Below are 25,784 nucleotides of genomic sequence, written 5' to 3' on the forward strand. Positions count from 1 at the left end.
CTTCTAAAACAAAACGGCTCTCTTGAGCCGTTTTTTTTGGCCGACCTTCGCCGGGTGCTGGCTCACTAACGTAGTCGGATGGCCCAAATTTCCTTGAGCCTGAAGGGAGTCTTGTGCCCGACAAGCTTGCCCTTGTTCCACGGCTCTCGATGACTCGTAGTTGCTTCCATGATGAGCGCCTATATGGGATTGAAGCTTCAGTCTGCGCCGACGGTGATCACGACAGGCCGCGAGATTCTTCCGCGGGGGGCGGGGCGATTTGGGGAGGTTGACCTTCACCCGGCGGACATTCAGCGCCAATGTCTGGAGGAACTGCATCGCAAACAGCGCCGAGTTCAACGCGATGGTGACCGAAACCCGCGCCCTGCTATCGCTCTACGCCGAGTTGGGGCGCCGACTCGCGACGCACGAAGTCAGCGCCGCCGATCAGACATGGCCCGCAGCTTGCTAAACCCAAGCCAATGATCGAAAATTTTCTTCCCTTGCACCACAATGTAATTTTCTTTACATCCCCCGCACCCTGAACGGGCGAGTACCCCACAACCCACCGCATGCCGGCTACCCCCGCAGCCACCACCGTCGCCCAGCGCATCGCCCAGGCCTTGCCGCAGCTGACCCCCTCGCACCGCCAGGTGGCCGACTACGTGCTCGAGCGCCCGCTGCAGGTCGCCACCTTGCCCATCGACGAGCTGGCCGCTGCCGTCGGCGTCTCGGTAGCCACCGCCAACCGCTTCGCCCGCGCGCTGGGCTTCGACGGCTACGCCAGTTTCCGCGCCGAGCTGGTGCGCGGCTTCGAGCCGCTGGTGGCCCCCGTCGAGCGCCTGCGCGGCAACCTGGCCCGCCCCTCGACGGTGGCCGAGGTGTTCGCGATGGCCCTGGAAGAAAGCCAGGACAACATCGGCGCAACACGCCAGGCCCTGGACCCCGCCTCCTGCGAGGCCGCGGTAGCTCGCGTGCTGGGCGCCCGCACGGTCTTCATCGCCGGCTTCGGCGCCAGCGCCTGGCTGGCCGGGCTGCTGCATCATGGGCTGGATGCCTACTGCGCCGACGTGCGCCTGCTGTCCTCGGTCAGCGGCGTCACGCATGGCGCGCGCGCCCTGTCGCGCGGCGGGCCGCAGGACCTGCTGGTGGCGCTGACCTTCCCGCGCTACCTGACCGATACCGTGGCGCTGACCGGCCTCGCGCGCAGCCAGGGCGTCGGCGTGCTGGCACTGACCGACCGGCCCAGCTCGCCGATCGCGCCGCTGGCCGATGTCACCCTCTACGCGCAGACCGAAACCCGGTATCGTCCCAATTGCGAGACCAGCGTGCTGGCGCTGATCGAGGCCCTGACCAGTGCAGTGGCCCTGCGCGCCCCGCAGGCCTACCAGGCCGCAAGCAAGGTGGTGCATGCCGTGATGCCCTGGCTGCACGGCGCGCAGGGCCTGCGGACCGCGAACACGCCGAGAATGAAGCAGAGGCCGGCGCCGCGCGCGCCAGCCGGAAAGAAGAAGCCCCGATGAGAACGACACCCGTCATTGCCATCCACGGCGGCGCCGGCACGATCAGCGCCGCAGCGCTGGACGCCGGCGCAGCGCAGGCCTACCACGAGGCGCTGCGCGCCATCGTGCAAGCCGGCCAGGCGCTGCTGCTGGGTGGCGCCTCCGCGCTCGACGCGGTCTGCCTCGCGGTCGAGATGCTGGAGGAATGCCCGCTCTTCAATGCCGGCCGCGGCGCGGTGTTCACCCACGCGGGCACGCACGAGCTCGACGCGGCCGTGATGAACGGTGCCGACCTGCGCGCCGGCGCGATCGCCTGCGTGAGCCGCATCCGCCGCCCGGTGCGCGCCGCGCGTGCGGTGATGGAGGACGGCGCCCACGTGCTGCTGGTCGGCGCAGGCGCCGAGGACTTCGCGCGCGAGCGCGGGCTGGAGATGGTGGACCCGGCCTGGTTCTCCACCGAGGCGCGGCGCGCCCAGCTGGAACGCGCGCAGGCCGCCGGCCGCGTCGCGCTCGACCACGACGGCACGGCGAACACCGGCGCGCCGCTGGACGAGGGCCGCAAGTTCGGCACCGTCGGCGCCGTCGCGCTCGACATGCAAGGCCACCTCGCGGCCGCCACGTCCACCGGCGGCATGACCAACAAGCGCGTCGGCCGCGTCGGCGATTCGCCGCTGATCGGCGCCGGCACCTATGCCGATGACAAGCGCGCCGCCGTGTCGTGCACCGGCAGCGGCGAGATGTTCATCCGCGCGGCCGCAGCGTATGACGTCTGCGCGCGCATGCGCTATGCGGGCCAGTCGCTGGCGCAGGCGGCGCAGGCGGTGGTGATGCAGTCGCTGCCGTCGATCGGCGGCAGCGGCGGGCTGATCGCGGTCGATCGCAACGGCAACGTCTGCATGCCCTTCAACACCGATGGCATGTACCGCGGCCATGCGCGCGGCACTGAGGCGCCGCAGACCGCCATCCACCGATGAGCGCGATCGTTTCGCCTTCTTCCGCGGCCGGCACTGCCATGCAGATGCCCGAGCAGCGCGTGCTCGAGGTCGACGGGCTCACCGTGCGCTTCGCGACCTCCGAACGCACCGTCGATGCGGTGCGCAAGCTGAGCTTCCACGTCGACCGCGGCGAGACGCTCGCCATCGTCGGCGAATCGGGTTCGGGCAAGTCGGTCACCTCGCTCGCGCTGATGCGGCTGGTCGAATACGGCGGCGGCCACATCCTCGAGGGCCGCATGAGGTTCAGGCGCCGCGACGGCCGCGTGCTCGACCTGGCCAAGGCAACGGATGCCACCATGCGCGGCATCCGCGGCGCCGACATCGCGATGATCTTCCAGGAGCCGATGACATCGCTGAACCCGGTGTTCACCGCCAGCGACCAGATCGCGGAAGCCATCGCCATCCACCAGGGCAAGGACCGCGCCGCATCGCGCGCGGAGGCGCTGCGCATGCTGGAGCTGGTGCGCATCCCCGAGGCGCGCAGCGTGCTGCAGCGCTACCCGCACCAGCTCTCCGGCGGCATGCGCCAGCGCGTGATGATCGCGATGGCGCTGTCGTGCCGGCCCTCGCTGCTGATCGCGGACGAGCCCACCACCGCGCTCGACGTCACCATCCAGGCGCAGATCCTGCAGCTCATCCGCGAGCTGCAGGCCGAGATGCACATGGGCGTGGTCTTCATCACGCATGACATGGGCGTGGTGGCCGAGGTGGCCGACCGCGTGCTCGTGATGTACCGCGGCGACAAGGCCGAGGCCGGGCAGTCGGAGCAGATCTTCGCGGCGCCGCAGCACCCGTACACGCGCGCCCTGCTCTCCGCCGTGCCGCAGCTGGGCGCGATGCGCGGCACCGAGCTGCCGGCGCGCTTCGAGCTGCTGCAGGTGGATGCGGCGGGCGTCAGCGTGAGCGACCGCAGCCCGCAGGACACGGTGCGCTACGACGTGCCGCCGATCCTGCGGGTGAAGAACCTGGTGACGCGCTTCGACCTCAAGAGCGGGCTGTTCGGCCGCGTCACGCGCCGGGTGCATGCGGTGGAAGGCATCAGCTTCGACCTGCGTGCGGGCGAGACGCTGGCGCTGGTGGGCGAGTCGGGCTGCGGCAAGTCGACCACCGGCCGCTCGCTGCTGCGCCTGGTCGACAGCCAGGGCGGCGAGATCGAGTTCAAGGGCCGCAACGTGCTGGCGCTGCCACAGGGCGAGCTGCAGGCGCTGCGGCGCGACATCCAGTTCATCTTCCAGGACCCCTTCGCGTCGCTGGACCCGCGCCTCACGGTGGGCTTCTCGATCATGGAGCCGCTGCTGGTGCACCGCGTCGCCAAGGGCGCCGAGGCACAGGCGCGGGTGCGCTGGCTGCTGGAGAAGGTGGGGCTGCCGGCCGACTACGCGCAGCGCTACCCGCACGAGTTCTCCGGCGGCCAGCGCCAGCGCATCGCGATCGCGCGCGCGCTCGCGCTCGACCCGAAGGTGGTGGTGGCGGACGAGTCGGTCTCGGCGCTGGATGTGTCGATCCAGGCGCAGATCGTCAACCTGATGCTCGACCTGCAGCGCGAGCTGGGCGTAGCTTTTCTCTTCATCTCGCACGACATGGCGGTGGTGGAGCGCATCAGCCACCGCGTGGCGGTGATGTACCTGGGCCAGATCGTCGAGATGGGTCCACGCCGCGCCATCTTCGAGAACCCGCAGCATGCCTACACGAAGCGGCTGATGGCCGCGGTGCCGGTGGCCGACCCGACGCGGCGCACGCAGAAGCGCCCGCTGCTGCAGGGCGAGGTGCCGAGCCCGGTGCACCCGGTGGGCTACGAGCCTTCGGTAGCGCCGCTGGTCGAGGTGGGCCCGGGGCATTTCGTGGCGCGGCATCCGATTGCCGGCGATTTTTAGTTTTTTCAAAGGAGTCTTCGCATGAACAAGCGTCTTACCCGAATCGCAGCCGCCCTCGCGCTGGCCGGTCTCGCCCTGTCGGCGCAGGCGGCCAAGGACGTGGTCGTGGCCGTGCAGTCCAACTTCACCACCACCGATCCCTACGACGCCAACGACACGCTCTCGCAGGCAGTGGCCAAGTCCTTCTACCAGGGGCTCTACGGCTTCGACAAGGACATGAAGATGGTGCCGGTGCTGGCCACCGGCCACACCGTGAGCAAGGACGGGCTGGTGTACACCGTCAAGCTGCGCACCGGTGTCCAGTTCCACGACGGCACGCCCTTCAACGCCGAAGCCGTGAAGGCGACCTTCGACCGCGTGACCAACCCGGACAACAAGCTCAAGCGCTACAACCTCTACAAGAACATCGCCAAGACCGAGGCGGTCGATGCGAGCACGGTGCGCTTCACGCTGACCGAGCCCTTCTCGCCCTTCATCAACACGCTCGCCCACCCGTCGGGCGTGATCATCTCGCCGGCCGCGCTGGCCAAGTTCGGCAGCAAGGGCATCGCGCAGAACCCCGTGGGCACCGGCCCGTTCAAGTTCGTCGAGTGGAAGTCCACCGACTACCTGAAGGTCGCCAAGTTCGACGGCTACTGGAAGAAGGGCTATCCGAAGGTCGACACGATCACCTTCCGGCCGGTGGTCGACAACAACACGCGCGCCGCGATGATGCAGACCAACGAGGCGCACTTCGCCTTCCCGATGCCGCCGGAAGCCGCCGAGACCCTGAAGGGCAAGCCCAGCCTGGAGGTGACCAGCTCGCCCTCGATCATTCATCGATACATCTCGATGAACACGCAGCAGAAGCCTTTCGACAACCCGAAGGTGCGCCAGGCCATCAACTATGCGATCAACAAGGAAGCACTGGTCAAGGTGGCGTTCTCGGGCTATGCCATCCCGGCGGAGGGCGTGCTGCCCAAGGGCATCGATGGCGCGTCGAAGCTCGGCCCCTGGCCCTACGACCCGGCCAAGGCGCGCGAGCTGCTGAAGGAGGCCGGCTACCCGAACGGCTTCGAGAGCACGCTCTGGTCGGCCTACAACTACACGACGGCGCAGAAGGTGATCCAGTTCGTGCAGCAGCAGCTGGCGCAGGTCGGCATCAAGGTACAGGTGCAGGCGCTGGAGGCCGGGCAGCGCGTGGAGCGCGTCGAGAGCGCGCAAGACCCGGCCACCGCGCCGGTGCGCATGTACTACGTGGGCTGGTCCTCGTCCACCGGCGAGGCCGACTGGGCGATGCGCCCGCTGCTGGCGTCCGAATCGTTCCCGCCGCGCCTCTTCAACACCGCGTACTACAAGAACGACGAGGTCGATGCCGACATCAAGAAGGCGCTGGTCACCACCGACCCGGCCGCCAAGGCCAAGATCTACGCCGACGCGCAAAAGCGCATCTGGGACGACGCGCCGTGGGCCTTCCTCGTGACGGAGCAGCTGTTGTCGGTGCGGGCGCGCAACCTGACGGGCTTCTACGTGATTCCGGACGGCAGCTTCAACTTCGACGACGTCGAGCTGAAGTGATCCTGCACGCGGCACGTTCATGACCCAGTACGTCCTCAAGCGCCTGCTGGGCCTCTTGCCGACACTGCTGATCGTGGCGGTGCTGGTGTTCCTGTTCGTCCACATGCTGCCCGGCGACCCGGCGCGGCTGGCGGCCGGGCCGGACGCCAGCCCCGAGACGGTGGCGCTGGTGCGCGCGGACCTCGGCCTCGACAAGCCGATGCCGCAGCAGTTCCTCAACTTCTTCACCAACATGCTGCAGGGCGACTTCGGCCGCTCGCTGCGTTCGAAGCGGCCGGTGTCCACCGAGATCGCCGAGCGCTTCATGCCCACGCTGCTGCTCACCCTTACCAGCATGGCCTGGGCGGTGGTCTTCGGCATGGCGATCGGCATCACCTCGGCCGTGTACCGCAACCAGTGGCCCGACCGGATCGGCATGACGCTGGCGGTCTCGGGCATTTCCTTCCCGGCCTTTGCGCTGGGGATGCTGCTGATGCAGATCTTCTCGGTGCAGCTCGGCTGGCTGCCCACGGTGGGCGCCGATTCGTGGCGCCACTACATCCTGCCCTCGATCACGCTGGGCGCCGCGGTGGCGGCGGTGATGGCGCGCTTCACCCGCGCCTCCTTCGTCGAGGTGATCCAGGAGGATTTCGTGCGCACCGCGCGCGCCAAGGGCGTGTCGGAGAAGTGGGTGGTGCTCAAGCACTGCCTGCGCAACGCGCTGATCCCGGTGGTCACGATGATGGGGCTGCAGTTCGGCTTCCTGCTGGGCGGCTCGATCGTGGTCGAGGCGGTGTTCAACTGGCCGGGCCTCGGGCGCCTGCTGGTGGATGCGGTCGACATGCGCGACTACCCGGTGATCCAGACGCTGGTGCTGCTGTTCTCGCTGGAGTTCATCCTGATCAACCTGGTGGTGGATGTGATGTACGGCTTCATCAACCCCACCATTCGCTACAAGTGACGCACGTGACGCACGTGACAGACGATGAGCACCCCTCCCGCTGAACCCATCCCCGCCGTGGCCGAGCAGCCGATCGACGCCACTGCCGCAGTCGCCGCGTCCTCGCGCGTGCGCACGCCCTGGACGGAGTTCTGGCGCAAGTTCCGCATGCAGCATGTCGCGATGGGCGCGGGCATCTTCGTGCTGCTGCTGGTGGCCGTGGCCATCCTCGCGCCCTGGATCGTGCCGTACGACGCCGAGAACTTCTTCGACTACGACAAGCTCAACACCGGCCCCTCGGCGGCCCACTGGTTCGGGGTCGATCCGCTGGGGCGCGACATCTTCAGCCGCATCCTGATGGGCGCACGCATCTCGCTGGCCACGGGCTTCCTCTCGGTGGTGCTGGGCGCCATCGTGGGGACCGCGCTGGGCCTGCTGGCCGGCTACTACGGCGGCTGGTGGGACCGCATCGTGATGCGAATTTCCGACGTGCTCTTCGCCTTCCCCGGCATCCTGCTGGCGCTGGGCGTGGTCGCCATCCTCGGCAGCAGCATGACGAACGTGGTGGTGGCGGTGTCGGTGTTCAGCGTGCCGGCCTTCGCGCGGCTGGTGCGCGGCAACACGCTGGCACTGAAGAACCTCACCTATATCGAGGCCACGCGCAGCATCGGCGCGAGCGACAGCACCATCCTGCTGCGCCACATCCTGCCGGGCACCATCTCGTCCATCGTCGTGTACTTCACGATGCGGCTGGGCACTTCGATCATCACGGCGGCCAGCCTCAGCTTTCTGGGCATGGGCGCACAGCCGCCGATGCCCGAATGGGGCGCGATGCTGAACGAGGCGCGCGCGGACATGGTCAACGCGCCGCACGTGGCGCTGTTTCCGTCGCTGGCGATCTTCTTCACGGTGCTGGCCTTCAACCTGCTGGGGGATGGGCTGCGCGACGCACTCGATCCCAAGATCGACCGCCTGTAGGGGCCGTAGCCATGGCGCCTGCCATTCCGCGCATCGGCGCCCTGCCCTCCGGCCGCCGCGACGCCATCACCGATGTGGCCGGCGTCACGGTGGGCCATTGCACGCTCGACGAGGGAGACGTGCAGACCGGCGTGACGGTGGTGTGCCCGCATGCGGGCGACCCTTACCTGCAGCGCGTGCCGGCGGGTGTCGCGGTGATCAACGGCTTCGGCAAGAGCGTGGGGTTGGTGCAGGTGGAGGAGCTCGGCGTGCTCGAGACGCCGATCGCGCTGACCAACACCTTCTCGGCGCCGACCGTGGCCGAGGCGCAGATTCGCGACTGCATCGCGATGGATCCGGAATGCGGGCGCAGCCTGCCCAGTGTCAATCCGCTGGTCTTCGAGTGCAACGACGGCTTCCTCAATGACATGCAACGCATGGCCGTGCGCGGGCATCACTACCTGCAGGCCCGGGCCGCGGCCGGCGAGGAGGTCCCTCAGGGCTCGGTCGGCGCGGGCCGGGGCATGTCGTGCTTCGCGCTCAAGGGCGGCATCGGCACGGCGTCGCGCCGCGTGTCGGCGCCCGGTGCCGGGTTGCACACGGTGGGCGCGCTGGTGCTGGCCAACTATGGCCTGCTGCCCAACCTGGTGATCGCCGGCCGCGCGGTCGGTGCGCGGCTGGCGACGCAGGTGGCGACCCAGCTGGCCGGAGCTATGCCGGCGGCCGACCCCGAGAAGGGCTCGATCATCATGCTGATCGCCACCGACGCGCCGCTCGACGCCCGCCAGCTGCGCCGCCTGGCGCTGCGCGCCGGCGCGGGCCTGGCGCGCACCGGCTCGGTTTTCGGCCATGGCAGCGGCGACATCGCGCTGGCTTTCTCGACCGCCTACACGCTGCCGCAGCGCCGCGAGCAGCCGATGCCCGCGGTCGCCCTGCTGCACGACGCGCTGCTCGACGGCCTGTTCCAGGCCACGGCCGATAGCGTGGAGCAGGCGATTCTGCATGCGCTGTGGCACGCCGAGTCCATCACCGGGCGCGACGGCCATGTGCGCCCGGCGCTCACCGAACTGCTGCGCGACTGGCCGTCCGACGCGTTCGCCCCATCCGACGATCCGCACGGCCCCCACGACCCGCACTCATGAAAATCCTGATCTCCGTCGACATCGAAGGCGTGGCCGGCGTCTTCCATTCCCAGCAGACGCGGGCCGGCAATCCCGAGTACGAGCGTGCGCGCCGGCTGATGACCGAGGAGGCTAACGCCGCGATCGCGGGCGCCTTCGACGGCGGGGCCACCGAGGTCTGGGTGAACGACTCGCACGGCGACTTCCGCAACATGCCGCCGGACTTGCTCGATGCGCGCGCCCAGGTGATCCAGGGCAAGCCGCGCTACCTGAGCATGGTGGCGGGCGTGGAGCTCGGCATGGAGGGGGTCTGCATGATCGGCTACCACTCGCGCGCCGGCGGCAGTGGCATCCTGGCCCACACCATCAACAGCTTTGCCTTCGCGGGCGTCGAGATCGGCGGCCAGGCGCTCGGCGAAGCCGGCCTGTACGGCGCGTTGGCCGGCGAGTACGGGGTGCCGGTGCTGATGGCGAGCGGCGACGACGTCTTCATCGCGGAGAACCGGGCGCTCTTCCCGCACGCCACCTTCGTGCAGACCAAGCGCGCCACGGGGCAGACCAGCGGCGTCTCGCTCTCGCCGGCGCAGTCCTGCGCTGCGATACGCGAAGGCGTGGCGGCGGCGCTGGCCGCGCGCGCGCAGCCGAGTCCGCTGCTGCTCGCCAAGCCATTGGCCGTCACCCTGCGGACCCAGACGCCCGCAATGGCCGACTTGTTCTGCCAGTGGCCTGCCTTCGAGCGCAGCGCGCCGACCGAGCTTCGCTTCGCCGCGCCTTCGGTGGAAGCGGCGGTGCGCATGCTCAATTGCTGCTCGGCGATGTCGGCGATGCTGCGCTGACGGCGCCGGCGAGGCAGGGAAACGCCGGGCGTGGACCTGTCCGCCCTTGTTTACTGCGAAGGTGCCGGGACCTCCGGAGGCTCCAGTTTGAAAGTAATTGGCTGACGAAGCCGCACCTTGACCGGTACGCCACGATAGGTGTGCGGTCGGAATTTCCATTGATTGAGGGCACTGACTGCCGCGTCTGCCAGCAGCTTGGGGGACTCTCCGATGATGGTTGTGCGCGCAACGTTTCCGCGCTCGTCGACTTCCATTTCGACAAGGACTCGTCCTTGAACGCCTGCTTGCCTTGCCTCGCGTGGGTACGGGGATGGTACGGCGTGCAGGACTCGAGTTGGCTGATCCAGTCCAAGCGCACCCTCCTCCGAGGTGGAGTCCTTCATAAGGGCTGCTACAGCTTGTTCGTAGCTCAGGCTCGGCGAACCTCCTATCGAATACGTCGGAGGCTTGGTTGCACAGCCAAACAGAACGAAAGTAGAGACGACAAGAGAGAAAGTCTCATGCGGGTTTGCACAGATTTATGGGTGATGTAGGCAACTGCACGCAAGCACGTCCCGTGTTGAGCAATGGATTACCGCAAACTGAGCGTTTCCCAACGCGGCCCGAGCAGATCTCCGCAATCCCAGCGTATGAATTCCAGTTCAAGCAAACGGCCGTTCTCGTCGGCGTGAAGCAGCACCAGACAGCTCGGTGTTGTCACTGTCAAGCATTCTTCCCTCAACGCCGAAGGGATGCTGTCCACGGTACGGAGGTCGGTCGTATCCGGCGATGTTGAGCACGACGCGAGATCCGTCGGGAGTAGCGGGGGCTGCAGAGGCCTTTTGTAGATCCTGAAGGAGTTGCGCGCGTTCACTTTTGCCAAGCCCGCTAGCCAAGTTGGCTATCAGCGTTCTCTCATCATCAGTCAGTGAGCGCATGTTCATTTCACCGGAAAGAGTGTTCCGACGTTTACTGTGCAGCTAGGCAGCAGGCGAGCACGATATTCCACTTCGTACTCGGCTCGCTCCTCAAATTGCCGTCGCAATCCACCCTTTCCCCAGAGCTCGCGATCACGCGAGCATTGTTAGCGGCATCGCTGCACGGTGGATACGCGAGAACGCGGCTACGATGGGCTCTTTCGAAAAAGTGCATTGACAACAGGCGGGCAACCCAGAGCTAAAAGCCCCCGCTCAAGATCATCGAATTCACCAATTCGCTTGAGCAACAATGCATCAGCTGCAACTAAGTGGTTGATGATCTCGGAGTCAGACGATAGGTCTCCAGTCCAGCCAAGCTCAAGCAAAGTATGACGAGGAAGATCTCTGGGCAAAGCAACCAGATAGGCGCAGTGCTCTTTTAGCAGAAATTGGGCAACATCTTCGGCAGCCAACTCGGACAGTCTTGCCGCTCCAAAGAACTTCAATTTCCCTTCAGACTGCATCATCACTTCTTCACTCGATTGAATGTCATCTGGTACTTTCAACCCTCTGGCGCGCAATGCGCCCCAAAGCTTGTAGTAGCGGACAACTCTCGTATCTGGCTGCCAAACCCGCGTCCCTGCGAGCAACCAAAGTTCGCTGCAGGGAAGCTCCTTTTTCACCAAAGCGAGCACATGGTTCAACACTGCCAGAAGCGCTTTATGGGGTGGGGCCTCGTCAGCAACCCAACTCGCGCCGGCCAAAGCAGTTGACGGGCGAGTTTGAGTCAGATTCATGACGTTGTTCTCCGTGAAGAGATCTTCCGTCCTACTCACTCTAATATTAGTAGTCATAGTGATTTCCCTCCGGACCATTGAAATGAGGACCACGATTCTGCGGATTTCCGACTCCGAAATTGTGGCCGCCAGCGTCGTCTCGGATTCTTACCGTTGTTGTACCTCCACCTTGGGCAGGAACTTGGTACTCGTAGATCCGGCCTGGCTGAGCAGCGTTACTCCTATTCACATTGGGCAGGACTTGACTCGGCTGCTGACTTGTGGGAACGCCCGCCTGTCTCTTGGCTTCATTGAAGGCGCCACTTCGACCTGCTCCCTGCGGCGTGAAGCTTTGTGGGCGCGCCCCTGGGTGACGACGACGGTGTTGTCGATGAGCTGGTCGCCGAACCAGCGCTGGCCGAGGGTGGCCGCCACGAGCTTGGCGAGCGGGCGTGCCGGATCCATCAGGAGGTCGAAGGAGGCCTTGTGCTCGACGATGGTGCCGTCGGCATCCAGGGCGGAGTCCTCGCCCATGGCCTGGAAGCCATCGGAGTTGACGGCTGTGGTGGCGTTGAAGTTGTGGGTCCAGCCCTCGCCGAGAGGGCCGTTCTGGTTGCGCAGGCCGGAGCTGTACAGGCGCTGGAAGCCCAGGCTCTGGGGGAAGGCGCCGATGCCGACGTTGAGGTCCTCGTGGTTGTAGAGGAAGTGGCCCTGGACCATGTCGATGGGGTCGCCGAGGAGTTGCAGACCTGCCTGGATGAGGCTGAGAGGTTCTCGGGATGCGGGGACCAGGATCTCTGCGAGGGTCCCCGCTGACTGCTCGTACGTGGAGTAGCCGCCCGACAGGCCATTGCTGATGATCGCGCCCAGGTAGAGGCCCGAGCCCACGGTGAAGTAACCCGCACCCGCCCAGCTGTTCTCGGCGATGTCGCAGCGCGCTGGCAGGATCAGGCGCAGGCCTGAGGAAAGATAGCTGCTGAAGTTGGCCAGGTGGGCACTGCATCCCACGAGGTTGGGCTGCACGGCGCTGGCGTAGTTGAACACGCACTTACGAAGAGATCGCTAGCCCATACCTCCATGCCACGCCTATCCAACGCGGTCACTCGAGCGCCCTGCCGGATGGAAGACGTGCTGCCGGAAGTCGCCACTGGCTCGGGAAGTGCACCTGCGGTCTGGAGCAGGCAAACGTTCCTGTCTTCGTCTGCAGCCACCAACGAGGCCAGCGTCGTTCCTTGGCTGTAGCTCACCGAGTACGAATTCGCGCCAGCAAGACGGTGGCAGACCGTAGCGATCTGGCGGGGGCCAACAATGACACCCTGAAAACTCGCGGCAGCGCCAGCGGAGATCGATACCGTGGCGTCGGAAGCAGCGCGAAGTGCAGCATTCAATTCGGCTGCATCTGCGCTCACTGCAGCTGCGGCTGACATGGCAATAATAATGAATATTTTCATATTTATTTGAAGGAATGCACACAAGCGTCGCACGCATTGATGGCATCACCGGGAATTCGTAAATTCCCCAGATAGTTGCCGACCGCTCTCCCCCTGAGGGCCAAAAAAATCGCCAGATGTCGGGTGTCACATGAACATCGAATTGTCAGTTCACACATGTGCATTCAGTATGGCGCAGCCTAAAAATTTGCCGTCAAAATAAAAACAGCAGAGCCATCTTCACGTGAATGAGTAGTTGCTTAGCAAAATCGTGAGAAATTCTGCGCCAAAGCTTTCCACTAACTCGACGTCCCGTGCAGTTCGCCGCAAGAGCCAGCTAGAAATGTCTTCTTTGCTGAAAAAACTATCTCTTACAGCTTTTATGCTATCTAAGGCCTGGGGGGAATCGATGGCGAAAACGCCAACATCAACAGGACGACTTTGATAAACGATCCATCTCTGTTTTGCATCCAAAAATGCCATCCCATCAACATCACCTCCATCGCGAAGGGCTTTACCAAGCCCACTGATCTCAACGGGCCAGTCTGCGCTCGGGTCCAAGCGCGCCAAGAGAGATCGACTCGAACTAGCGAATACCTCCACTTCAAGCTCTTCGCCGAAGCATGCAACAGCGACTTCCCGGATTGCGGAAATCATCGGCTTAGACGAGCTGATGTCCGCGTCGAAAAATAGATATTTTTTGAATCGCTTGACCAGGATCTGTTCTGGAAGCTTTGCCGCTTGAACGATTACGTCGATTAGTTTATCTGCCGATTTGTCTGTTGTTACACTCTGCATATCACTTCCCCAGAAAGCGTAGCTTGGTAATGATTGTGTCGAGAACTGAAACGGAAGCCGACGGTGGCGAAGGTGACCGGGGGCATGTTGGCGCGCAGCACGCCGGGGGCGGGGGCGAATTCGCTGGTGGTGCCTGCAGCGCCGGCACCGCGGGCAGAGACATTGGCCTCTTTGGCGCCGTCCTTGACGGCTTCGCGCCGCACGGGGTCCTTGGCGGTGGGCAGGTCGATCGGCTGGTAGCGCAGCGCGGGCTGGCCGCTGGCGAAGCTCAACGAGCTCCCCGAGCCTGATGTATTGCCGGAGGAAGAGCGCTGGCTGATCGTGGCCTTGGCAACGGGAACGCCGAGGGCAACGGAAGGCGGCGCAGCCTTGCGTGCAACGCCGCCCTGGATCTGTGCAGCAGCGATGCCGCCCGCAAGCGATGTGGCAACGGCCACGGCAACGGCGCACGCGCGCGCGAGCTTGGACATGGGAACTCCCTGGGGCTTCTTATTGGAGAACTGGCTGCACGCACCTGGGCGTGCAGCGGGGAACCGGCCGGCTAAGACGAGGTGGCCGCGACCGAGGTGCGATTGCCTGCGGCGTCGTAGCTGTAGGTGATGGTGGTGGTGGCGCTGCCGTCGCTGTAGACAGCACTGGCCAGGCGGCCCAGTGCGTCGTAGCTGTAGCTCACGGAACCCGCATGAGCGGGAAGGCCTGCGAGCGCGGCGGCGCACAGGCAAGCGGCAAGGACTGTGCGGCACAGGGTCCGAGTCGACACATGGCGATCGGGTGGCATCGATGCGCGCGATGCACACGCTGGCAATGCAGCGGGATTTTTATTCATGGGGGACTCCCTGCTTTTGATGCGGCCGAACTGTAGTCGAGCCGAGCGCAAACAAAAACTCGCTTTTTGTCGCGCAATCTTCATGCGCGATCACTCGCGGACGGACTCCCGGATCGGTAGTCGATACCGATAAAACTTCCGTCTGAATTGCATGGACGCTCCCGCCTCGGTATCTTCGCGCCACCAAAAAACAGGGAGGACCTGAACGATGGCTGGCTCCGGCCCGCTGTCGTTCCTTGTCATGCGAAATCGCTTGCACGCACAGGCCACGAAGACGTGGCACATCGCCTTGACGGGCGCACCATCAGCCGGGCAAGCTGCCCCGCTTCCTTCCATCGATCCGCGAGTGCATGAGGCCAGGCGTGCAGACATGGGCTGAAGACCTCCTGGCGGCCTTCGATCGCTCCCGCGACGAGGAACAGATATTCGCGCTGGTGCTCGCCGAGGCGAACCAACTGGGATTCGAGCATTGCGCCTACGGCCTGCGCGCGCCGCTGCCCCTCACCAATCCCAAGGTCGTCAAGCTCGACAACCATCCGCCGGCATGGCGCCGCCGCTACGAGGAAGCCGGCTACCTGGCCCTCGACCCCACGGTGCGGCACGCGCGACACAGCCGCACGCCGATCATCTGGAGCGATGCGCTGTTCGCCGACGTCCCCGCCATGTGGGCGGAAGCGCGCTCATTCGGTCTGTGCCATGGGTGGGCCCAGTCGAGCCTGGACAGCCACGGCGTCGGCGGCATGCTCACACTGTCGCGATCGACACCGCCGCTCACCGCGAATGAACTGCACGCGAAAGAGGTACGCATGCGATGGCTGGCCCATGCCTCCCACCTGGCGTTCTCCCGTGTGCTCGTCCCGCGAATGAACCAGTCGCCCGAGACACCGCTGACGGAGCGCGAGATCGAGATTCTCAGATGGACGGCCGACGGAAAGACCACCCAGGAAACCTCGCGCATCCTCCGGATCTCGATCGACACCGTGAACTATCACGTGAAGAACGCCATCTCCAAGCTGAGATCGGCCAACAAGACCGCTGCCACGGTGCGGGCGGCCATGCTGGGCCTGCTGGGCTGACGCACAAGGCGCCGGAATCAGGCGTCGAGGCGCCGCCTCATTGCACGAACATCAGGGCCAGCCGCTGTGCGGCATGCTCCGCATCGCCCAGCGCGTCGTCGGCCGTGCTGCGCAGTTCGGCGCAGACGTGGACGACGCGCTCCTGCGAGGCCTCGCGGATCTTCACCACGCCCGACCAGCCCCGCTGGTGCCGCTCGCAATCCAGCAGCATGGTCTGGCCGTGCGCGTGCGCGAAGACGGCAAGGCGCTGGCGCCGTCTCGCGGGCCGGCGCCAGATGCGGAAGCAGGAGCTCAACAGGGTGGTGATCATGACGGGCCTCGGGGAGGGGCGGTAAGGCCATTGAACGCCCGCGAGCCGGTGCGCGGAAGTGCCGGAAGTCACGCCACGCCCCCTGAACGCATGGAAGCCGGCAAAGCGTGCAAAAAGCACGGCATTCAGTGGCCTGCCTGCGACATGTCCACCGCGCGCGTCGGCCGGGGCGCCCGCCAGACGAAGAAGGCGAACCCCGGGAACACGAGCGCGACGGTCAACATGAACTGGTGGGTCGCCAGCATCACGCTCCGCCCCTGAACCGGGGAGTCGAGCGCCTGGCGCGCCGCATCCGGCGACGCGCAGCATCGTGGCATCTGTCCAATGGCCGATTGCGGTTGCCGACGAAGCCGGCGCAAGATGCGCGGATCGTCAGTCGCCGGCGGGTCCGCGCGGGGACCGCCTTTCCGTCGAAGAAGACCGTAGAACCGGAGGCACTCATGACCGAGGAAGAAACCAACAACGTGGCGCTGCTCAAGAGGGGCTATGCGCTCTGGAACCAGTCCAAGGCCAGCTGCGAGGGCGTCTCATGCTGGATGACGCTGCTCTCGGATGACGTGCAGTGGCGCTCGCTGGCTGCAGGCGCTCCCGGCATGGAATTCACCCGGGCCTGCCGCTCGAAGGACGAGGTGCAGCGCTATTTCGAGGAGCTGGGCAAGGACTGGGAATTGCTCAGCTACAGCGCGGACGAATTCATCGCGCAGGGCGATCGCGTCGTGATGCTGGGCAGCTGCGAATGGAAGCACCGCGGCACCGGCAAGATCATGAAGTCGCCCAAGGCCGACGTGCATCGCCTTCGCGATGGCAAGGTCGTGGACTTCATGGAGTTCTACGACTCCATCGCCGGGCAAGCCGCGGCAACGTAGAGGTGAAACCTGGACGCGAGGCGGCGAAGGCCGAGCTCTCCGATCCGTCCGGCACCACCTCCGTCACCGAGGTCGCGCTCGACAAGGGCTTCGCGCACCTGGCAGCGGCGGCGCTAGCCGGGCTGGCATCAGCTCGGCCGCTCTCGCTGGAAAGCCGCCTCGTCCGCAGCGGGCTGCCGCGGTTCGTCATGCGGCCTGGAGCGTTTGACGAACACGCTCCGAGCGCAAAGATGCCCTCAATGCGCCGATGTGCGCATGCCCCCCACCAGCACCCTCTGCGTCGGAAACAGCGACCACCCCCAGCGCTGCTGCGCATACCCCCACAGCCCTTGCTTGAAGAAGATCGTCACGACGATCGCCAGCAACCCGAGTCCGAGCAGATACCAGGTCCCATAGTCGCTCAGGAACTTGTTGAGCGCCCAGAAGATCAGCGCCCCCACCAGCGGCCCCTCGATGCGGCCGATGCCGCCGATCACCACCATGAAGATCGCGAAGGCGGTCCAGTTGACGCTGAAGGCCGCATCGGGGCTGATGCGCAGGTTGCCGACGAAATAGAGCGCGCCGGCCAGCCCCGCGCCGAAGGCCGCGACGACATACACGGCCAGTTTCATCCGCAGCACAGGGATGCCCTGCGATTCTGCCGCCACCTCGTTGTCGCGGATCGCGAGCAGTGCCAGGCCGCGCTTGCTGCGCAGGAACAGGTAGACCAGCGCGACGGCCGCCACCACGCAGGCCAGGGCCATCCAGTAGGTGACGCTCTCGCGCGTTGCCTTCTCGATGCCGCGCAGCGCGGTCAGCGTCGTGCCCGATCCGCCGCCGACAGCCGACACGTTGGCGAAGCTGAGGCGGAACACCTCCGCGATGACCCAGGTGCCGATGGCGAAGTAGCCGCCCGAAAGCCGGAACGCGACGAAGGAAACCGGCACCGCGACCAGGGCCGCGGCCAGTGCGCCCAGCGGAATGGCAATGAAGGGATTCACGCCCGCGAAGTTGCCCAGCATGAGCATCACGTAGCCGCCGAAGCCGAAGAAGGCCTGCTGCCCGATGCTGACCATGCCGCCATAGCCAGCCAGCAGGTTCCACATGATCGCGAAGATGAGGTAGCAGGCGATCTCGACGAACTCGCGCATCCAGCTCGATTCGCCCCAGAAGGGCAGCGTGGCGGCGAGCAGGGCGAGTGCGACTGCCGCGCCCAGCGCGGCGCGGCTCGCGGCGGTGCTGCGCACCACATCGAATGCCGCGGGCGTGGCGCTCGCAGCGTGGGGTGGGTTCCGGGTCAATGGACTACCTTCGCCTTCGGCTACGGTGCTATTCGCCTTCGGAACGGCCGTGCGTCTCATGGCATCAACCTCGCGTCTTGGGGAACAGCCCCTGCGGCCGGAACACCAGCACGATCAGGAACACGATGTGGCCGACCCAGATGCCCCAGCCCGGGTCGAGCCGGAAGCCGATCTGCTGCGTGATGCCAAGGATCATTGCGCCGGCCAGCGTGCCCCAGAAGGAGCCCATGCCGCCGATGATCACGGCCTCGAAGGCGAACAGAAGCAGCAGCGGCCCGTCCGAGGGCGAGACCGTGGTGCGCATGCCCTGAAGCGCGCCGGCAACGGCGATCAGCACGAAGGCGATCGCGGTGGCGAAAGCGTAGACCTTCTTCGCGTCCAGCCCCATCAGCTCGGCGATCTCTCGGTCGTCCGACACGGCACGGAAGGAGCGCCCGAGCGCGGTGCGCGCGAACAGCCATTGCAGGCCCGCGGTTGCGGCGACCGCGATGGCGAGGATCACCAGCGGCAGCACGCCCAGCGAGAGCGAGTCGCCGAGGGCCAGGCCCAGCGTGTTGAGGCCGTCGGTCTCGATCGATCGCGGGTCGGCCGAGAACAGCTCCAGCAGGAGGTTCTGGATCACGATCGAGAGCCCGAAGGTCACGACCAGCGAGGGCAGCGGGTCCTTGCCCAGCGTGCCGTTGAGCACGTAGCGCTGCAGCGCGTAGCCGAAGCCGAAGGCCAGCGGCAGCACCGCCAGCGCCACCGCGAAGGGCGCGCCACCCGCCAGCGTGGTGCCGGCGACCACGGCAAAGGCGCCGAGGATGATGAAGTCGCCCTGCGCGGTATTGGTCAGGCGCATGACGCCGAACATCAGCGACTGGCCCAGCGCGAAGAGCGTGTAGAGGCCGCCGAGGAGGACGCCCTGGAGGACGGTTTCGATCATGGTGCCGCTCCTGGATGCTAGACGCCGAAATAGGCCTGCGAGATCTGCTCGCGCGACAGCACGTCGGAGCGGCCGGTGAGCGAGACGCGGCCCTCCTGCAGGCAGTAGATGCGGTGCGACACGCGCTGGGCCATGGTCACGTCCTGCTCGACGATGGCCACCGTCATGCCCTCGGCGGTGATCGCGGGCATGGCGGCGTAGATCTCGCGGATCACGATCGGCGCCAGGCCCAGCGAGAGCTCGTCGCACAGGAGCAGTTCGGGGTTGCTCATCAGCGCGCGGCCGAGCGCGACCATCTGCTGCTGCCCGCCCGACAGCGCGGTGCCGGGATCGTGGCGCTTCTGGGCGAGGATGGGAAAGAGCCCATAGAGGCGCTGCAGGTTCCACGGGCCCTTGCGGCCGGCGAGGCCGCCGATCAGCAGGTTCTCCTCGACGCTGAGGCTGGGAAAGAGGCGGCGGCCCTCGGGCACCATCGCGAGGCCGCGCTTGACGATCTCGCCGGGCGGCAGGCTGCCGATCGCCTCGCCCTTGAAGCGCACCGCCTCGCGCGGGGCGCGCACCAGGCCCGTCAGGCACTTGAGCAGCGTGGACTTGCCCGCGCCGTTGGCGCCGATGATCGCGACCAGCTCGCCCTGGGCGAGGGAGACGTCGACGCCGAAGAGGGCCTGGGCGTCGCCGTAAAAGGCCTGGAGGGCGTGGGCTTCGAGCAGCGCGCCCATCATGCTTCCATCCCCATGTACACCCGCCGCACCTCCGCATCGCTCATCACCGCCCGCGGCTCCCCCTCCGCCAGCTTCTGCCCGAAGTTGATGACGAACAGCCGATCAGCCAGCGACAGCAGCGCATGCACCACGTGCTCGATCCAGATCATGGTCACGCCGCGTGCCTTGATCCGCTTCAGCTCATCCACCAACTGCCTGGCCTCGGGCTCGGTCAAGCCGCCTGCGATCTCGTCCAGCAGCAGCAGCTTCGGCCGCGTCGCGAGCGCGCGCGCCAGCTCGAGGCGCTTGCGGTCCAGCAGCGTCAGCCCGCCGGCCGGCTTGTTGGCATGCGCCATCAGCCCCGTCTCGGCCAGGACCTCGTGCGCGGTCTGCCACGCTTCGCGCTCGCGCTGTCCGCCGCCGAAGCACGCGGCCGTGACCAGGTTCTCGAACACGCTCATGTTCCCGAAGGGCTGCGGCACCTGGTAGCTGCGGCCGATGCCGGCATGGCAGCGCTGGTGCGGCTCGAGGCCGGTGACGTCGCGCCCTTCGTACTCCACCCGCCCGGCATCGACACGCACGTCGCCAGAGATCAGGTTGAACAGCGTGGTCTTGCCTGCGCCGTTCGGTCCGAGGATGCCCAGCGTCTCGCCCTCGGCCACCGAGAGCGTGATGTCATCCGTGACCTTGAGCGCGCCATAGGACTTGCGCACGCCATGCAGCGCGAGAAGGCTCATGACAGCAGCTGCAGCTTGCCGGGGGCCGGGATGTTCGTCGCGGCCTCGTTGTTGACGATGGTCAGCTCGACTTTGTACTTCTGGCCCTTGTTCCACTGGCCGAGCACCAGCGGCGTCTTGCTCACGTTCTTGAACGGGCCCTGCCCGCCCCACTTCACCGGGCCGACCACCGTGTCGAGCGAAGTCGCCGCGACCGCGTCGCGCACGTCGCCCGCCTTGATCGACCTGGCGCGCGAGAGCGCATTCGCCGCCACCTCGAACAGCGCATGCGCAAAGCCGATCGGCTGCGTCCACTGCTTCTTCGTGCCGGCCTCGTAGGCCTCGGCGAGCGACTTGGCGCTCTGCTTGGTCAGGCTCGACGTGAAGGGATGGGAAGGACTCCACCACACCTCGGTGGACAGGCCATGGCCCAGTTCGCCCAGCGCCTCGATCGCGCCGGGGAACAGCAGCGCCTTGCCCAGCGTGATCACCTTGGGCCTGAAACCCTGCTGCCGCGCCTGCGTGAGGAAAGTCTTGGCATCCGGCGGGATCACCACGCCGGTCACGATCTCGACGTTGTCGCGCTTGAAGGCCGCGATCTGCGCGCTGAAGTCCTGCGTGCCGTTCTGGAAGCGGCCCGGGTCGGTGAGCGTGAAGCCCATCTGCGACAACGGCTTCGGGAAGCCGAGTTCCTTGTCGCCCCAGGCGTTGCCGTCGCCGTCGTTGGGAAAGAGCCCGCCCACCTTCTTGTTGGTGCTGACGGTCTTCCAGCCATTGGTGAAGTTGGCGATGACGTCTTCCAGCCCCCAGAAGAGGTGGTAGGTCCAGGCAAAGCCCTTGGCCGGATCGCCCTTGCGGCCGAAGAACCAGGGCTGCCACGGCACCACGCTCGATACGCACGGCACCTCGTTGAGTTCGCAGGCGTCGCTCACCGGGTTGGCGGTCTCGGGCGTGCCGGCGGTCAGCACCAGCGCCACCTTGTCCTTGAGGATCAGGTCGTTGGCCACCTCGCCCGCGCGGTTGGGGTTGGACTGGCTGTCCTTGAGCACGATCTGCACCGCGTACTTCTTGCCGCCGACGCCGATGCCGTCCTTGAAGGCGGTCTTCATCTGCTCGATGACCCACCTGTCGGCCTCGCCGAAGGGCGCGAGCGGGCCGGTCTGCGGCGAGACATAGCCGATCTTGAGCGTGTCGGCGGCGAACACCAGCGGCGCGGCGCCGCCGGCGGCCAGGGCGGCCGCGGCCTGGGTGAACTGTCTGCGATTGAGGGTCATGGTGGTCTCCTTCTTCGTTGTCTGCCTGCACAAAACCAAGGTGGATGTCAGCCGGGTGGAGCGCCCACGTAGGCGCGCTGCAGCAGCGCACGGATCGCATCGCGCTCGGCCGGGCCGAAGGGGCGCGGGTTCCAGTAAGGGTTGCTCACCGCGAGCTCGGCGGCGCGGTCCAGGTCGGCTTCCTTCATGCCGATGTCCTTCAGCGCGATGGGCGCGCCGTTGTCGCGTGCCAGGGCATGCAGGCCTTCGGCTGCGTTCGCAGTGCCGAGCGCGCCTGCGATGCGCTGCATCGCGTGCGGCGCCGCTTCGGCATTGAAGGCGATCGCATGCGGCAGCACCACCGTGTGCACCTCCGCATGCGGCAGGTTGAAGCTGCCGCCGAGCGTGTGGCACAGCTTGTGGTGCAACGCCATGCCCACATTGCCCAGCACGGTGCCGCACAGCCAGGCGCCGTACAGCGCATCGGACCTCGCCTCGATGTCCTCGGGGCTGCGCCGGATCGCCGGCAGCGCCCGCGCGATCGCCGCGATGCCCTCCTCGGCCATCAGGTCCATCACCGGATTGCTGTCCTGCGCGTAAAGGCCTTCGGCGGCGTGCGCGATGGCGTTGATGCCGCTGGTGACGGAAAGGCCCACGGGCAGGCTGCGCGAGAGCTCGGGGTCATAGATCACGGTGCGCGGCAGCACCCGCGGGTCCTTGCCGGTCTTCTTGAGGCCGGCCTCGGTCAGGCCGTAGATGGGTGTCATCTCGCTGCCGGCGTAGGTGGTGGGGATGGCGAGGATCGGCAGGCCCGAGTCGAGCGCAATGGCCTTGCCCAGGCCGGTGGTGGAGCCCCCGCCGATGGCCACGGCGCAGTCGGCGCCGAGCTGGCGCGCGACCTCGCGGGCCTCGCGCGCGGTCTCGATCGGCACATGCATCACGGCGCGGTCGAAGATGCCCGCGGCCTGCGCGCCGAGCAGCTCGGCCACGCGTTCGGCCTGCCCGCGCTGCTCGGGCGTGGACAGCACCAGCGCACGCCGCGCCCCCAGCGACTCGATCTCGCGGCCCAGATGGGCGAGGCTGCCGGCGCCGAAGACCACGCGCTGCGGCTGGCTGGTGTAGATGAAGTCTCGCATCGTCCTGGCCTCTGTTTGCTTGCGATTGGCTATTCCAGGCTCAGGTTGCGCTGGCGCACGAGCCTTGTCCACTTGTCCTGCTCCGTCCGCAGCGCGGAGGCGAACTGCTCGGGCGTGCTCGCGATGCCGGTCAGGCCCTGCTCGCGCAGCCGCTGGTCGAAGGCAGGATCGGTCACGATCTTGCGTATCTCGGCCTGCAGCCGGTCGACCACCGCGCGGGGGGTGCCCGCCGGGGCCAGCATGCCGACCCAGGAGTTGACCTGGAAGTCGCGATAGCCGCTCTCGGCCACGGTGGGCGTATCGGCATAGGCGGGCACGCGCTGCGCGCCGGTCTGCGCCAGCGCGCGCAGCTTGCCGGCCTTCACATGGGGCCGCGCCAGAACCGCAGAGAGGAACATCATCTCGACCTGCCCGCCCAGCAGGTCCTGCTGCGCGGGGCCGCCGCCGCGGTAGGGAATGTGGGTGACGAAGGTGCCGGTCTGCGCCTTGAAGAGCTCGGCGGTCAGGTGGTTGCTCGAGCCGGGCCCGACGCTCGCGTAGTTGAGCTGGCCGGGCTTGTTCTTGAGCAGGCCGACGAAGCTCTTGAAGTCGCTGGCCGACACCTTGGGATTGACCACCAGCACCAGCGGATTGCTCGCGATCTGCGTCACGGGCTGGAGGTCCTTCGCAATGTCGAAGCTGAGCTTGGGATAGACCAGCGGATAAGTGGCATAGCTGTCGAACACCATCAGCAGCGTATGGCCGTCGGGCGCGGCCTTGGCGACTTCTGCCGAAGCCACGGTGCCGCCGGCGCCGCCGCGGTTGTCGATGATGACCGGCTGCCCCAGTGCGGCCTGCAGCCGCGGCTGCAGCTGCCTTGCCACGGTGTCGACGATGCCGCCGGGCGGGAAGGCCACGACCACGCGCACCGGCTTGCTGGGCCAGGGCTGCTGGGCCTGTGCAGCGCCTGCGGCCGCAAGGGCCAGGCTGCACGCGGCGAGGACTCGAACTGCAAGTGAAGTCACGTTCATTCTTCTTTCCAGGGTTGGCTGTTCAGCGCACGAAGTGCGGCGGAATCTGCGCGTCGACATTGACCCAGACGCTCTTGACCTGGGTGTACTCGCGCATCGCGTCGAAGCCCATCTCGCGGCCGTAGCCGCTCTGGCCAACGCCGCCGAAGGGCGAGCCCGGGTTCACGCGTTTGTAGCTGTTGATCCAGACCATGCCTGCGTGCAGGTCGCGTGCAAGCTTGTGGGCGCGCTGGAGATCGGTGGTCCACAAGCCGCTGCCGAGGCCATAGTCGGTGCCGTTGGCGATCCGCAGCGCCTCCTCGTCGTCCTTGAAGGTGAGCACGGTGACGAAGGGACCGAAGACCTCTTCCTGTGCCACGCGGTCCCGGAAGGACTTGGCACGCACCACCGTCGGCTCGACATAGCAGCCACCGCCCAGGTCGCCGCCGGGCGACTTGCCGCCGGCGAGCACCTCGCCGCCCTCGCCTTTCGCGACCTCGACGTAGCTCAGCACGCGCTCGCGATGCTGGGCACTGGTCAGCGGGCCCATCTCGGTGGCGTCGTCGAGCGGGTTGCCCAGGCGGATCGATTGCGCCAGCGGGATGAACTTGTCGAGGAAGGCCTCCGCAATCCTCTCGTGCAGCATCAGGCGCGAGCCCGCGATGCAGGCCTGCCCCTGGTTGTGGAAGATGGCCCACGCGCTGCCGTTGATGGCGGCCTGCAGGTGGGCGTCCTCGAACACGATGTTGGGCCCCTTGCCGCCGAGCTCCAGCTGCACCTTCTTGAGGTTGCCGGCGCTGGCCTGGACGATGCGCCTTCCCGTGGCAGTGCTGCCGGTGAAGGCGATCTTGGCGATCTCCGGATGCTCGGCGATGTACTGGCCCGCGACACTGCCCAGGCCCGGCAGCATGTTGACCACGCCTTCGGGCATGCCGGCCTCGGCCATCAGCTCGACGATCTTGAGCGAGGAGAGTGGCGTGATCTCGGCCGGCTTCATCACGATGCAGTTGCCGGCCGCGAGCGCGGGCGCCATTTTCCAGCTGGTGAACATCAGCGGGAAGTTCCACGGCACCACCTGGCCGACGATGCCGACCGGCTCGCGCAAGGTGTAGTTGAGGAAGCCCGCCTCCACCGGAATGGTCTCGCCCTGGAACTTGTCGGCCATGCCGCCGAAGTAGCGGAAGCAGGCTGCGGTGCGCGGCACGTCGAGGCGGCGCGAGTCGCGCACGGGGTGGCCGGTGTCCAGCGACTCCAGCCGCGCCAGCTCCTCGGTGTTGGCTTCGATCAGGTCGGCGAGCTTCAGCAGGATGCGGCCCCGATCGGCCGCGGCCACGCGGCTCCAGGCAGGGAAGGCGCGCTTGGCCGCGGCGACCGCCTTGTCGACGTCGGCCTTGCCCGCCAACGCCACCTCGGCGATGGTCGAGTTGTCGTGCGGGTTGAGGGTGGCGAGTGTCTCGCCGGACTCGGCATCGACGAAGCGGCCATCGATGAAGAGCTGGTGGCGGATCGGCGTCTTGAGGCCGGCAGCCTGCTGGATGTCTGCAAGATTCATGATGAGAAGCACTCCCTGTGCAAGGTTCAGCTGTTAGCGGCCTTGCCGGCCAGCCAGGGGTAGCGCGCAGTGTCCTTGCCGGCGTAGTCGGGATCGAGGTAGATGAAGCAGCGCTGGATCAGGAAGTCGCGCACCTCGAACACGTCGCACCAGCGGCCCGCGCCCCACTCGGGCACGCCGGCACGCCAAGGACCGTCGGCGTGCTCTCCGTAGCTTGTGCCTTCGCAGGCGAACAGGTCGGTGCCGGTGAAGATCCAGTTGAAGCCTGCGTAGTCGTGGCGGATGGACTTGCCGCGGCTGCCGACTTCGCCGAAGAGCTTGCCGATCTCGTCCTTGCCATTCGCCAGGCCCCACTTCGGGAAGTAGACCTGCGCATCGCTGGCGAACAGGTCGAGGATGGAGCCGCCGGTGGAAGTGACGCCGCCGTTGTCGTAGGCCTTGAGGTATTCGAGCGCCACCGACTTGCGTTGCTCGTCGGTCATGGTTTGACGGGTGAGGGCCATGGTGAATCTCC

General features: G+C 66.5%; 28 protein-coding genes. 10 read left to right on the forward strand and 18 right to left on the reverse strand.

Features of this window, described 5'->3' with window-relative positions:
* The first annotated feature begins 551 nt into the window (after positions 1-551).
* The 8 genes from E5P3_RS25860 to E5P3_RS25895 are packed head-to-tail and all read left to right on the forward strand — an operon-like array spanning position 552 to position 9,740.
* Positions 552-1,502 carry a MurR/RpiR family transcriptional regulator gene (locus E5P3_RS25860; RefSeq protein WP_162588577.1) on the forward strand — a complete coding sequence of 317 codons (951 nt, stop codon included), beginning with the start codon at positions 552-554 and terminating at the stop codon, positions 1,500-1,502.
* Positions 1,499-2,455: an isoaspartyl peptidase/L-asparaginase family protein gene (locus E5P3_RS25865; RefSeq protein WP_162588578.1), complete on the forward strand. Its 957-nt coding sequence runs from the start codon at positions 1,499-1,501 to the stop codon at positions 2,453-2,455. The genes E5P3_RS25860 and E5P3_RS25865 overlap by 4 nt, the downstream gene beginning before the upstream one ends.
* On the forward strand, positions 2,452-4,350 hold the full coding sequence (locus E5P3_RS25870) for a dipeptide ABC transporter ATP-binding protein (protein ID WP_162588579.1): 1,899 nt from the start codon (positions 2,452-2,454) through the stop codon (positions 4,348-4,350). Before E5P3_RS25865 ends, E5P3_RS25870 begins: the two co-directional genes overlap by 4 nt.
* 21 nt (positions 4,351-4,371) lie before the next feature.
* Positions 4,372-5,907: a glutathione ABC transporter substrate-binding protein GsiB gene (gene gsiB, locus E5P3_RS25875; protein ID WP_162588580.1), complete on the forward strand. Its 1,536-nt coding sequence runs from the start codon at positions 4,372-4,374 to the stop codon at positions 5,905-5,907.
* Between the two features lie 19 nt (positions 5,908-5,926).
* Entirely contained in the window at positions 5,927-6,847 is a 921-nt protein-coding gene (gene gsiC / locus E5P3_RS25880; RefSeq protein ID WP_162588581.1) for a glutathione ABC transporter permease GsiC, read from the forward strand.
* Positions 6,848-6,871: 24 nt separating this feature from the next.
* Positions 6,872-7,804, forward strand: coding sequence for a glutathione ABC transporter permease GsiD (gene gsiD, locus E5P3_RS25885; RefSeq protein ID WP_232073313.1), 933 nt, complete (start codon positions 6,872-6,874; stop codon positions 7,802-7,804).
* Between the two features lie 11 nt (positions 7,805-7,815).
* Positions 7,816-8,925, forward strand: a complete 1,110-nt coding sequence (locus E5P3_RS25890) for a DmpA family aminopeptidase (RefSeq protein WP_162588582.1) — start codon at positions 7,816-7,818, stop codon at positions 8,923-8,925.
* A complete protein-coding gene (locus E5P3_RS25895) occupies positions 8,922-9,740 on the forward strand; it encodes a M55 family metallopeptidase (RefSeq protein ID WP_162588583.1) in 819 nt (272 codons plus the stop codon). Before E5P3_RS25890 ends, E5P3_RS25895 begins: the two co-directional genes overlap by 4 nt.
* Positions 9,741-9,790: 50 nt before the next feature.
* Here the strand turns inward: E5P3_RS25895 and E5P3_RS36515 are convergent, their stop codons facing one another.
* The 8 genes from E5P3_RS36515 to E5P3_RS36530 all read right to left on the reverse strand — a co-directional run bounded on the left by E5P3_RS36515 (position 9,791) and on the right by E5P3_RS36530 (position 14,313).
* Positions 9,791-10,123 carry an energy transducer TonB gene (locus tag E5P3_RS36515; RefSeq protein WP_162588584.1) on the reverse strand — a complete coding sequence of 111 codons (333 nt, stop codon included), beginning with the start codon at positions 10,121-10,123 and terminating at the stop codon, positions 9,791-9,793.
* 719 nt (positions 10,124-10,842) lie between these two features.
* Positions 10,843-11,433, reverse strand: coding sequence for a hypothetical protein (locus tag E5P3_RS25905; RefSeq protein ID WP_162588585.1), 591 nt, complete (start codon positions 11,431-11,433; stop codon positions 10,843-10,845).
* A 46-nt stretch (positions 11,434-11,479) separates the two neighbouring features.
* Positions 11,480-11,662 carry an HNH/endonuclease VII fold putative polymorphic toxin gene (locus tag E5P3_RS36520; protein WP_197893984.1) on the reverse strand — a complete coding sequence of 61 codons (183 nt, stop codon included), beginning with the start codon at positions 11,660-11,662 and terminating at the stop codon, positions 11,480-11,482.
* Complete coding sequence (locus E5P3_RS25915) at positions 11,659-12,456, reverse strand: DUF6531 domain-containing protein (RefSeq protein WP_197893985.1); 798 nt, start codon at positions 12,454-12,456, stop codon at positions 11,659-11,661. The genes E5P3_RS36520 and E5P3_RS25915 overlap by 4 nt, the downstream gene beginning before the upstream one ends.
* A complete protein-coding gene (locus E5P3_RS36525) occupies positions 12,360-12,863 on the reverse strand; it encodes a trypsin-like peptidase domain-containing protein (protein ID WP_443083268.1) in 504 nt (167 codons plus the stop codon). The genes E5P3_RS25915 and E5P3_RS36525 overlap by 97 nt, the downstream gene beginning before the upstream one ends.
* A 219-nt stretch (positions 12,864-13,082) precedes the next feature.
* On the reverse strand, positions 13,083-13,640 hold the full coding sequence (locus tag E5P3_RS25920) for a hypothetical protein (protein ID WP_162588586.1): 558 nt from the start codon (positions 13,638-13,640) through the stop codon (positions 13,083-13,085).
* On the reverse strand, positions 13,628-14,110 hold the full coding sequence (locus tag E5P3_RS25925; protein WP_162588587.1) for a hypothetical protein: 483 nt from the start codon (positions 14,108-14,110) through the stop codon (positions 13,628-13,630). Before E5P3_RS25925 ends, E5P3_RS25920 begins: the two co-directional genes overlap by 13 nt.
* 71 nt (positions 14,111-14,181) lie before the next feature.
* Positions 14,182-14,313 (reverse strand): RHS repeat domain-containing protein, encoded by a 132-nt coding sequence (locus tag E5P3_RS36530; RefSeq protein WP_197893986.1) that lies wholly within the window; start codon positions 14,311-14,313, stop codon positions 14,182-14,184.
* A gap of 515 nt (positions 14,314-14,828) precedes the next feature.
* On the opposite strand from E5P3_RS36530, the gene E5P3_RS25935 reads away from it, so the two are divergent.
* On the forward strand, positions 14,829-15,542 hold the full coding sequence (locus E5P3_RS25935) for an autoinducer binding domain-containing protein (protein ID WP_197893987.1): 714 nt from the start codon (positions 14,829-14,831) through the stop codon (positions 15,540-15,542).
* 37 nt (positions 15,543-15,579) lie between these two features.
* Here the strand turns inward: E5P3_RS25935 and E5P3_RS25940 are convergent, their stop codons facing one another.
* Positions 15,580-15,852 (reverse strand): hypothetical protein, encoded by a 273-nt coding sequence (locus E5P3_RS25940; RefSeq protein ID WP_162588589.1) that lies wholly within the window; start codon positions 15,850-15,852, stop codon positions 15,580-15,582.
* 440 nt (positions 15,853-16,292) lie between these two features.
* Between E5P3_RS25940 and E5P3_RS25945 the strand changes: the two genes are divergently transcribed.
* The gene (locus E5P3_RS25945) at positions 16,293-16,718 is read left to right on the forward strand and encodes a nuclear transport factor 2 family protein (protein WP_162588590.1); all 426 of its coding nucleotides are present in this window, start codon (positions 16,293-16,295) and stop codon (positions 16,716-16,718) included.
* Between the two features lie 236 nt (positions 16,719-16,954).
* On the opposite strand, the gene E5P3_RS25950 is transcribed toward E5P3_RS25945, so the two are convergent.
* The 9 genes from E5P3_RS25950 to E5P3_RS25990 all read right to left on the reverse strand — a co-directional run bounded on the left by E5P3_RS25950 (position 16,955) and on the right by E5P3_RS25990 (position 25,773).
* Positions 16,955-17,998, reverse strand: a complete 1,044-nt coding sequence (locus E5P3_RS25950; protein ID WP_197893988.1) for a branched-chain amino acid ABC transporter permease — start codon at positions 17,996-17,998, stop codon at positions 16,955-16,957.
* Positions 17,999-18,062: 64 nt separating this feature from the next.
* On the reverse strand, positions 18,063-18,923 hold the full coding sequence (locus E5P3_RS25955; RefSeq protein WP_162588591.1) for a branched-chain amino acid ABC transporter permease: 861 nt from the start codon (positions 18,921-18,923) through the stop codon (positions 18,063-18,065).
* A 17-nt stretch (positions 18,924-18,940) separates the two neighbouring features.
* Entirely contained in the window at positions 18,941-19,642 is a 702-nt protein-coding gene (locus E5P3_RS25960) for an ABC transporter ATP-binding protein (protein WP_162589873.1), read from the reverse strand.
* Positions 19,642-20,361, reverse strand: coding sequence for an ABC transporter ATP-binding protein (locus E5P3_RS25965; RefSeq protein ID WP_162588592.1), 720 nt, complete (start codon positions 20,359-20,361; stop codon positions 19,642-19,644). Before E5P3_RS25965 ends, E5P3_RS25960 begins: the two co-directional genes overlap by 1 nt.
* A complete protein-coding gene (locus tag E5P3_RS25970) occupies positions 20,358-21,614 on the reverse strand; it encodes an ABC transporter substrate-binding protein (RefSeq protein ID WP_162588593.1) in 1,257 nt (418 codons plus the stop codon). The genes E5P3_RS25965 and E5P3_RS25970 overlap by 4 nt, the downstream gene beginning before the upstream one ends.
* 47 nt (positions 21,615-21,661) lie before the next feature.
* The gene (locus E5P3_RS25975) at positions 21,662-22,729 is read right to left on the reverse strand and encodes a maleylacetate reductase (protein ID WP_162588594.1); all 1,068 of its coding nucleotides are present in this window, start codon (positions 22,727-22,729) and stop codon (positions 21,662-21,664) included.
* A 29-nt stretch (positions 22,730-22,758) separates the two neighbouring features.
* Complete coding sequence (locus tag E5P3_RS25980; RefSeq protein WP_443083269.1) at positions 22,759-23,733, reverse strand: tripartite tricarboxylate transporter substrate binding protein; 975 nt, start codon at positions 23,731-23,733, stop codon at positions 22,759-22,761.
* A 28-nt stretch (positions 23,734-23,761) separates the two neighbouring features.
* A complete protein-coding gene (locus E5P3_RS25985; RefSeq protein WP_162589874.1) occupies positions 23,762-25,225 on the reverse strand; it encodes an aldehyde dehydrogenase family protein in 1,464 nt (487 codons plus the stop codon).
* Positions 25,226-25,296: 71 nt separating this feature from the next.
* Complete coding sequence (locus E5P3_RS25990; RefSeq protein ID WP_162588596.1) at positions 25,297-25,773, reverse strand: nuclear transport factor 2 family protein; 477 nt, start codon at positions 25,771-25,773, stop codon at positions 25,297-25,299.
* Positions 25,774-25,784: the final 11 nt, after the last annotated feature.

It is taken from the genome of Variovorax sp. RA8, assembly GCF_901827175.1.
Taxonomy (GTDB): domain Bacteria; phylum Pseudomonadota; class Gammaproteobacteria; order Burkholderiales; family Burkholderiaceae_C; genus Variovorax.

Coding starts and splice junctions, on each gene's coding strand:
- E5P3_RS25860 (WP_162588577.1), top strand. CDS start 552: ATGCCGGCTACCCCCGCAGCCACCACCGTCGCCCAGCGCATCGCCCAG.
- E5P3_RS25865 (WP_162588578.1), top strand. CDS start 1,499: ATGAGAACGACACCCGTCATTGCCATCCACGGCGGCGCCGGCACGATC.
- E5P3_RS25870 (WP_162588579.1), top strand. CDS start 2,452: ATGAGCGCGATCGTTTCGCCTTCTTCCGCGGCCGGCACTGCCATGCAG.
- gsiB (WP_162588580.1), top strand. CDS start 4,372: ATGAACAAGCGTCTTACCCGAATCGCAGCCGCCCTCGCGCTGGCCGGT.
- gsiC (WP_162588581.1), top strand. CDS start 5,927: ATGACCCAGTACGTCCTCAAGCGCCTGCTGGGCCTCTTGCCGACACTG.
- gsiD (WP_232073313.1), top strand. CDS start 6,872: ATGAGCACCCCTCCCGCTGAACCCATCCCCGCCGTGGCCGAGCAGCCG.
- E5P3_RS25890 (WP_162588582.1), top strand. CDS start 7,816: ATGGCGCCTGCCATTCCGCGCATCGGCGCCCTGCCCTCCGGCCGCCGC.
- E5P3_RS25895 (WP_162588583.1), top strand. CDS start 8,922: ATGAAAATCCTGATCTCCGTCGACATCGAAGGCGTGGCCGGCGTCTTC.
- E5P3_RS36515 (WP_162588584.1), bottom strand. CDS start 10,123: ATGAAGGACTCCACCTCGGAGGAGGGTGCGCTTGGACTGGATCAGCCA.
- E5P3_RS25905 (WP_162588585.1), bottom strand. CDS start 11,433: ATGAATCTGACTCAAACTCGCCCGTCAACTGCTTTGGCCGGCGCGAGT.
- E5P3_RS36525 (WP_443083268.1), bottom strand. CDS start 12,863: ATGAAAATATTCATTATTATTGCCATGTCAGCCGCAGCTGCAGTGAGC.
- E5P3_RS25920 (WP_162588586.1), bottom strand. CDS start 13,640: ATGCAGAGTGTAACAACAGACAAATCGGCAGATAAACTAATCGACGTA.
- E5P3_RS25925 (WP_162588587.1), bottom strand. CDS start 14,110: ATGTCCAAGCTCGCGCGCGCGTGCGCCGTTGCCGTGGCCGTTGCCACA.
- E5P3_RS25940 (WP_162588589.1), bottom strand. CDS start 15,852: ATGATCACCACCCTGTTGAGCTCCTGCTTCCGCATCTGGCGCCGGCCC.
- E5P3_RS25945 (WP_162588590.1), top strand. CDS start 16,293: ATGACCGAGGAAGAAACCAACAACGTGGCGCTGCTCAAGAGGGGCTAT.
- E5P3_RS25955 (WP_162588591.1), bottom strand. CDS start 18,923: ATGATCGAAACCGTCCTCCAGGGCGTCCTCCTCGGCGGCCTCTACACG.
- E5P3_RS25960 (WP_162589873.1), bottom strand. CDS start 19,642: ATGGGCGCGCTGCTCGAAGCCCACGCCCTCCAGGCCTTTTACGGCGAC.
- E5P3_RS25965 (WP_162588592.1), bottom strand. CDS start 20,361: ATGAGCCTTCTCGCGCTGCATGGCGTGCGCAAGTCCTATGGCGCGCTC.
- E5P3_RS25970 (WP_162588593.1), bottom strand. CDS start 21,614: ATGACCCTCAATCGCAGACAGTTCACCCAGGCCGCGGCCGCCCTGGCC.
- E5P3_RS25975 (WP_162588594.1), bottom strand. CDS start 22,729: ATGCGAGACTTCATCTACACCAGCCAGCCGCAGCGCGTGGTCTTCGGC.
- E5P3_RS25990 (WP_162588596.1), bottom strand. CDS start 25,773: ATGGCCCTCACCCGTCAAACCATGACCGACGAGCAACGCAAGTCGGTG.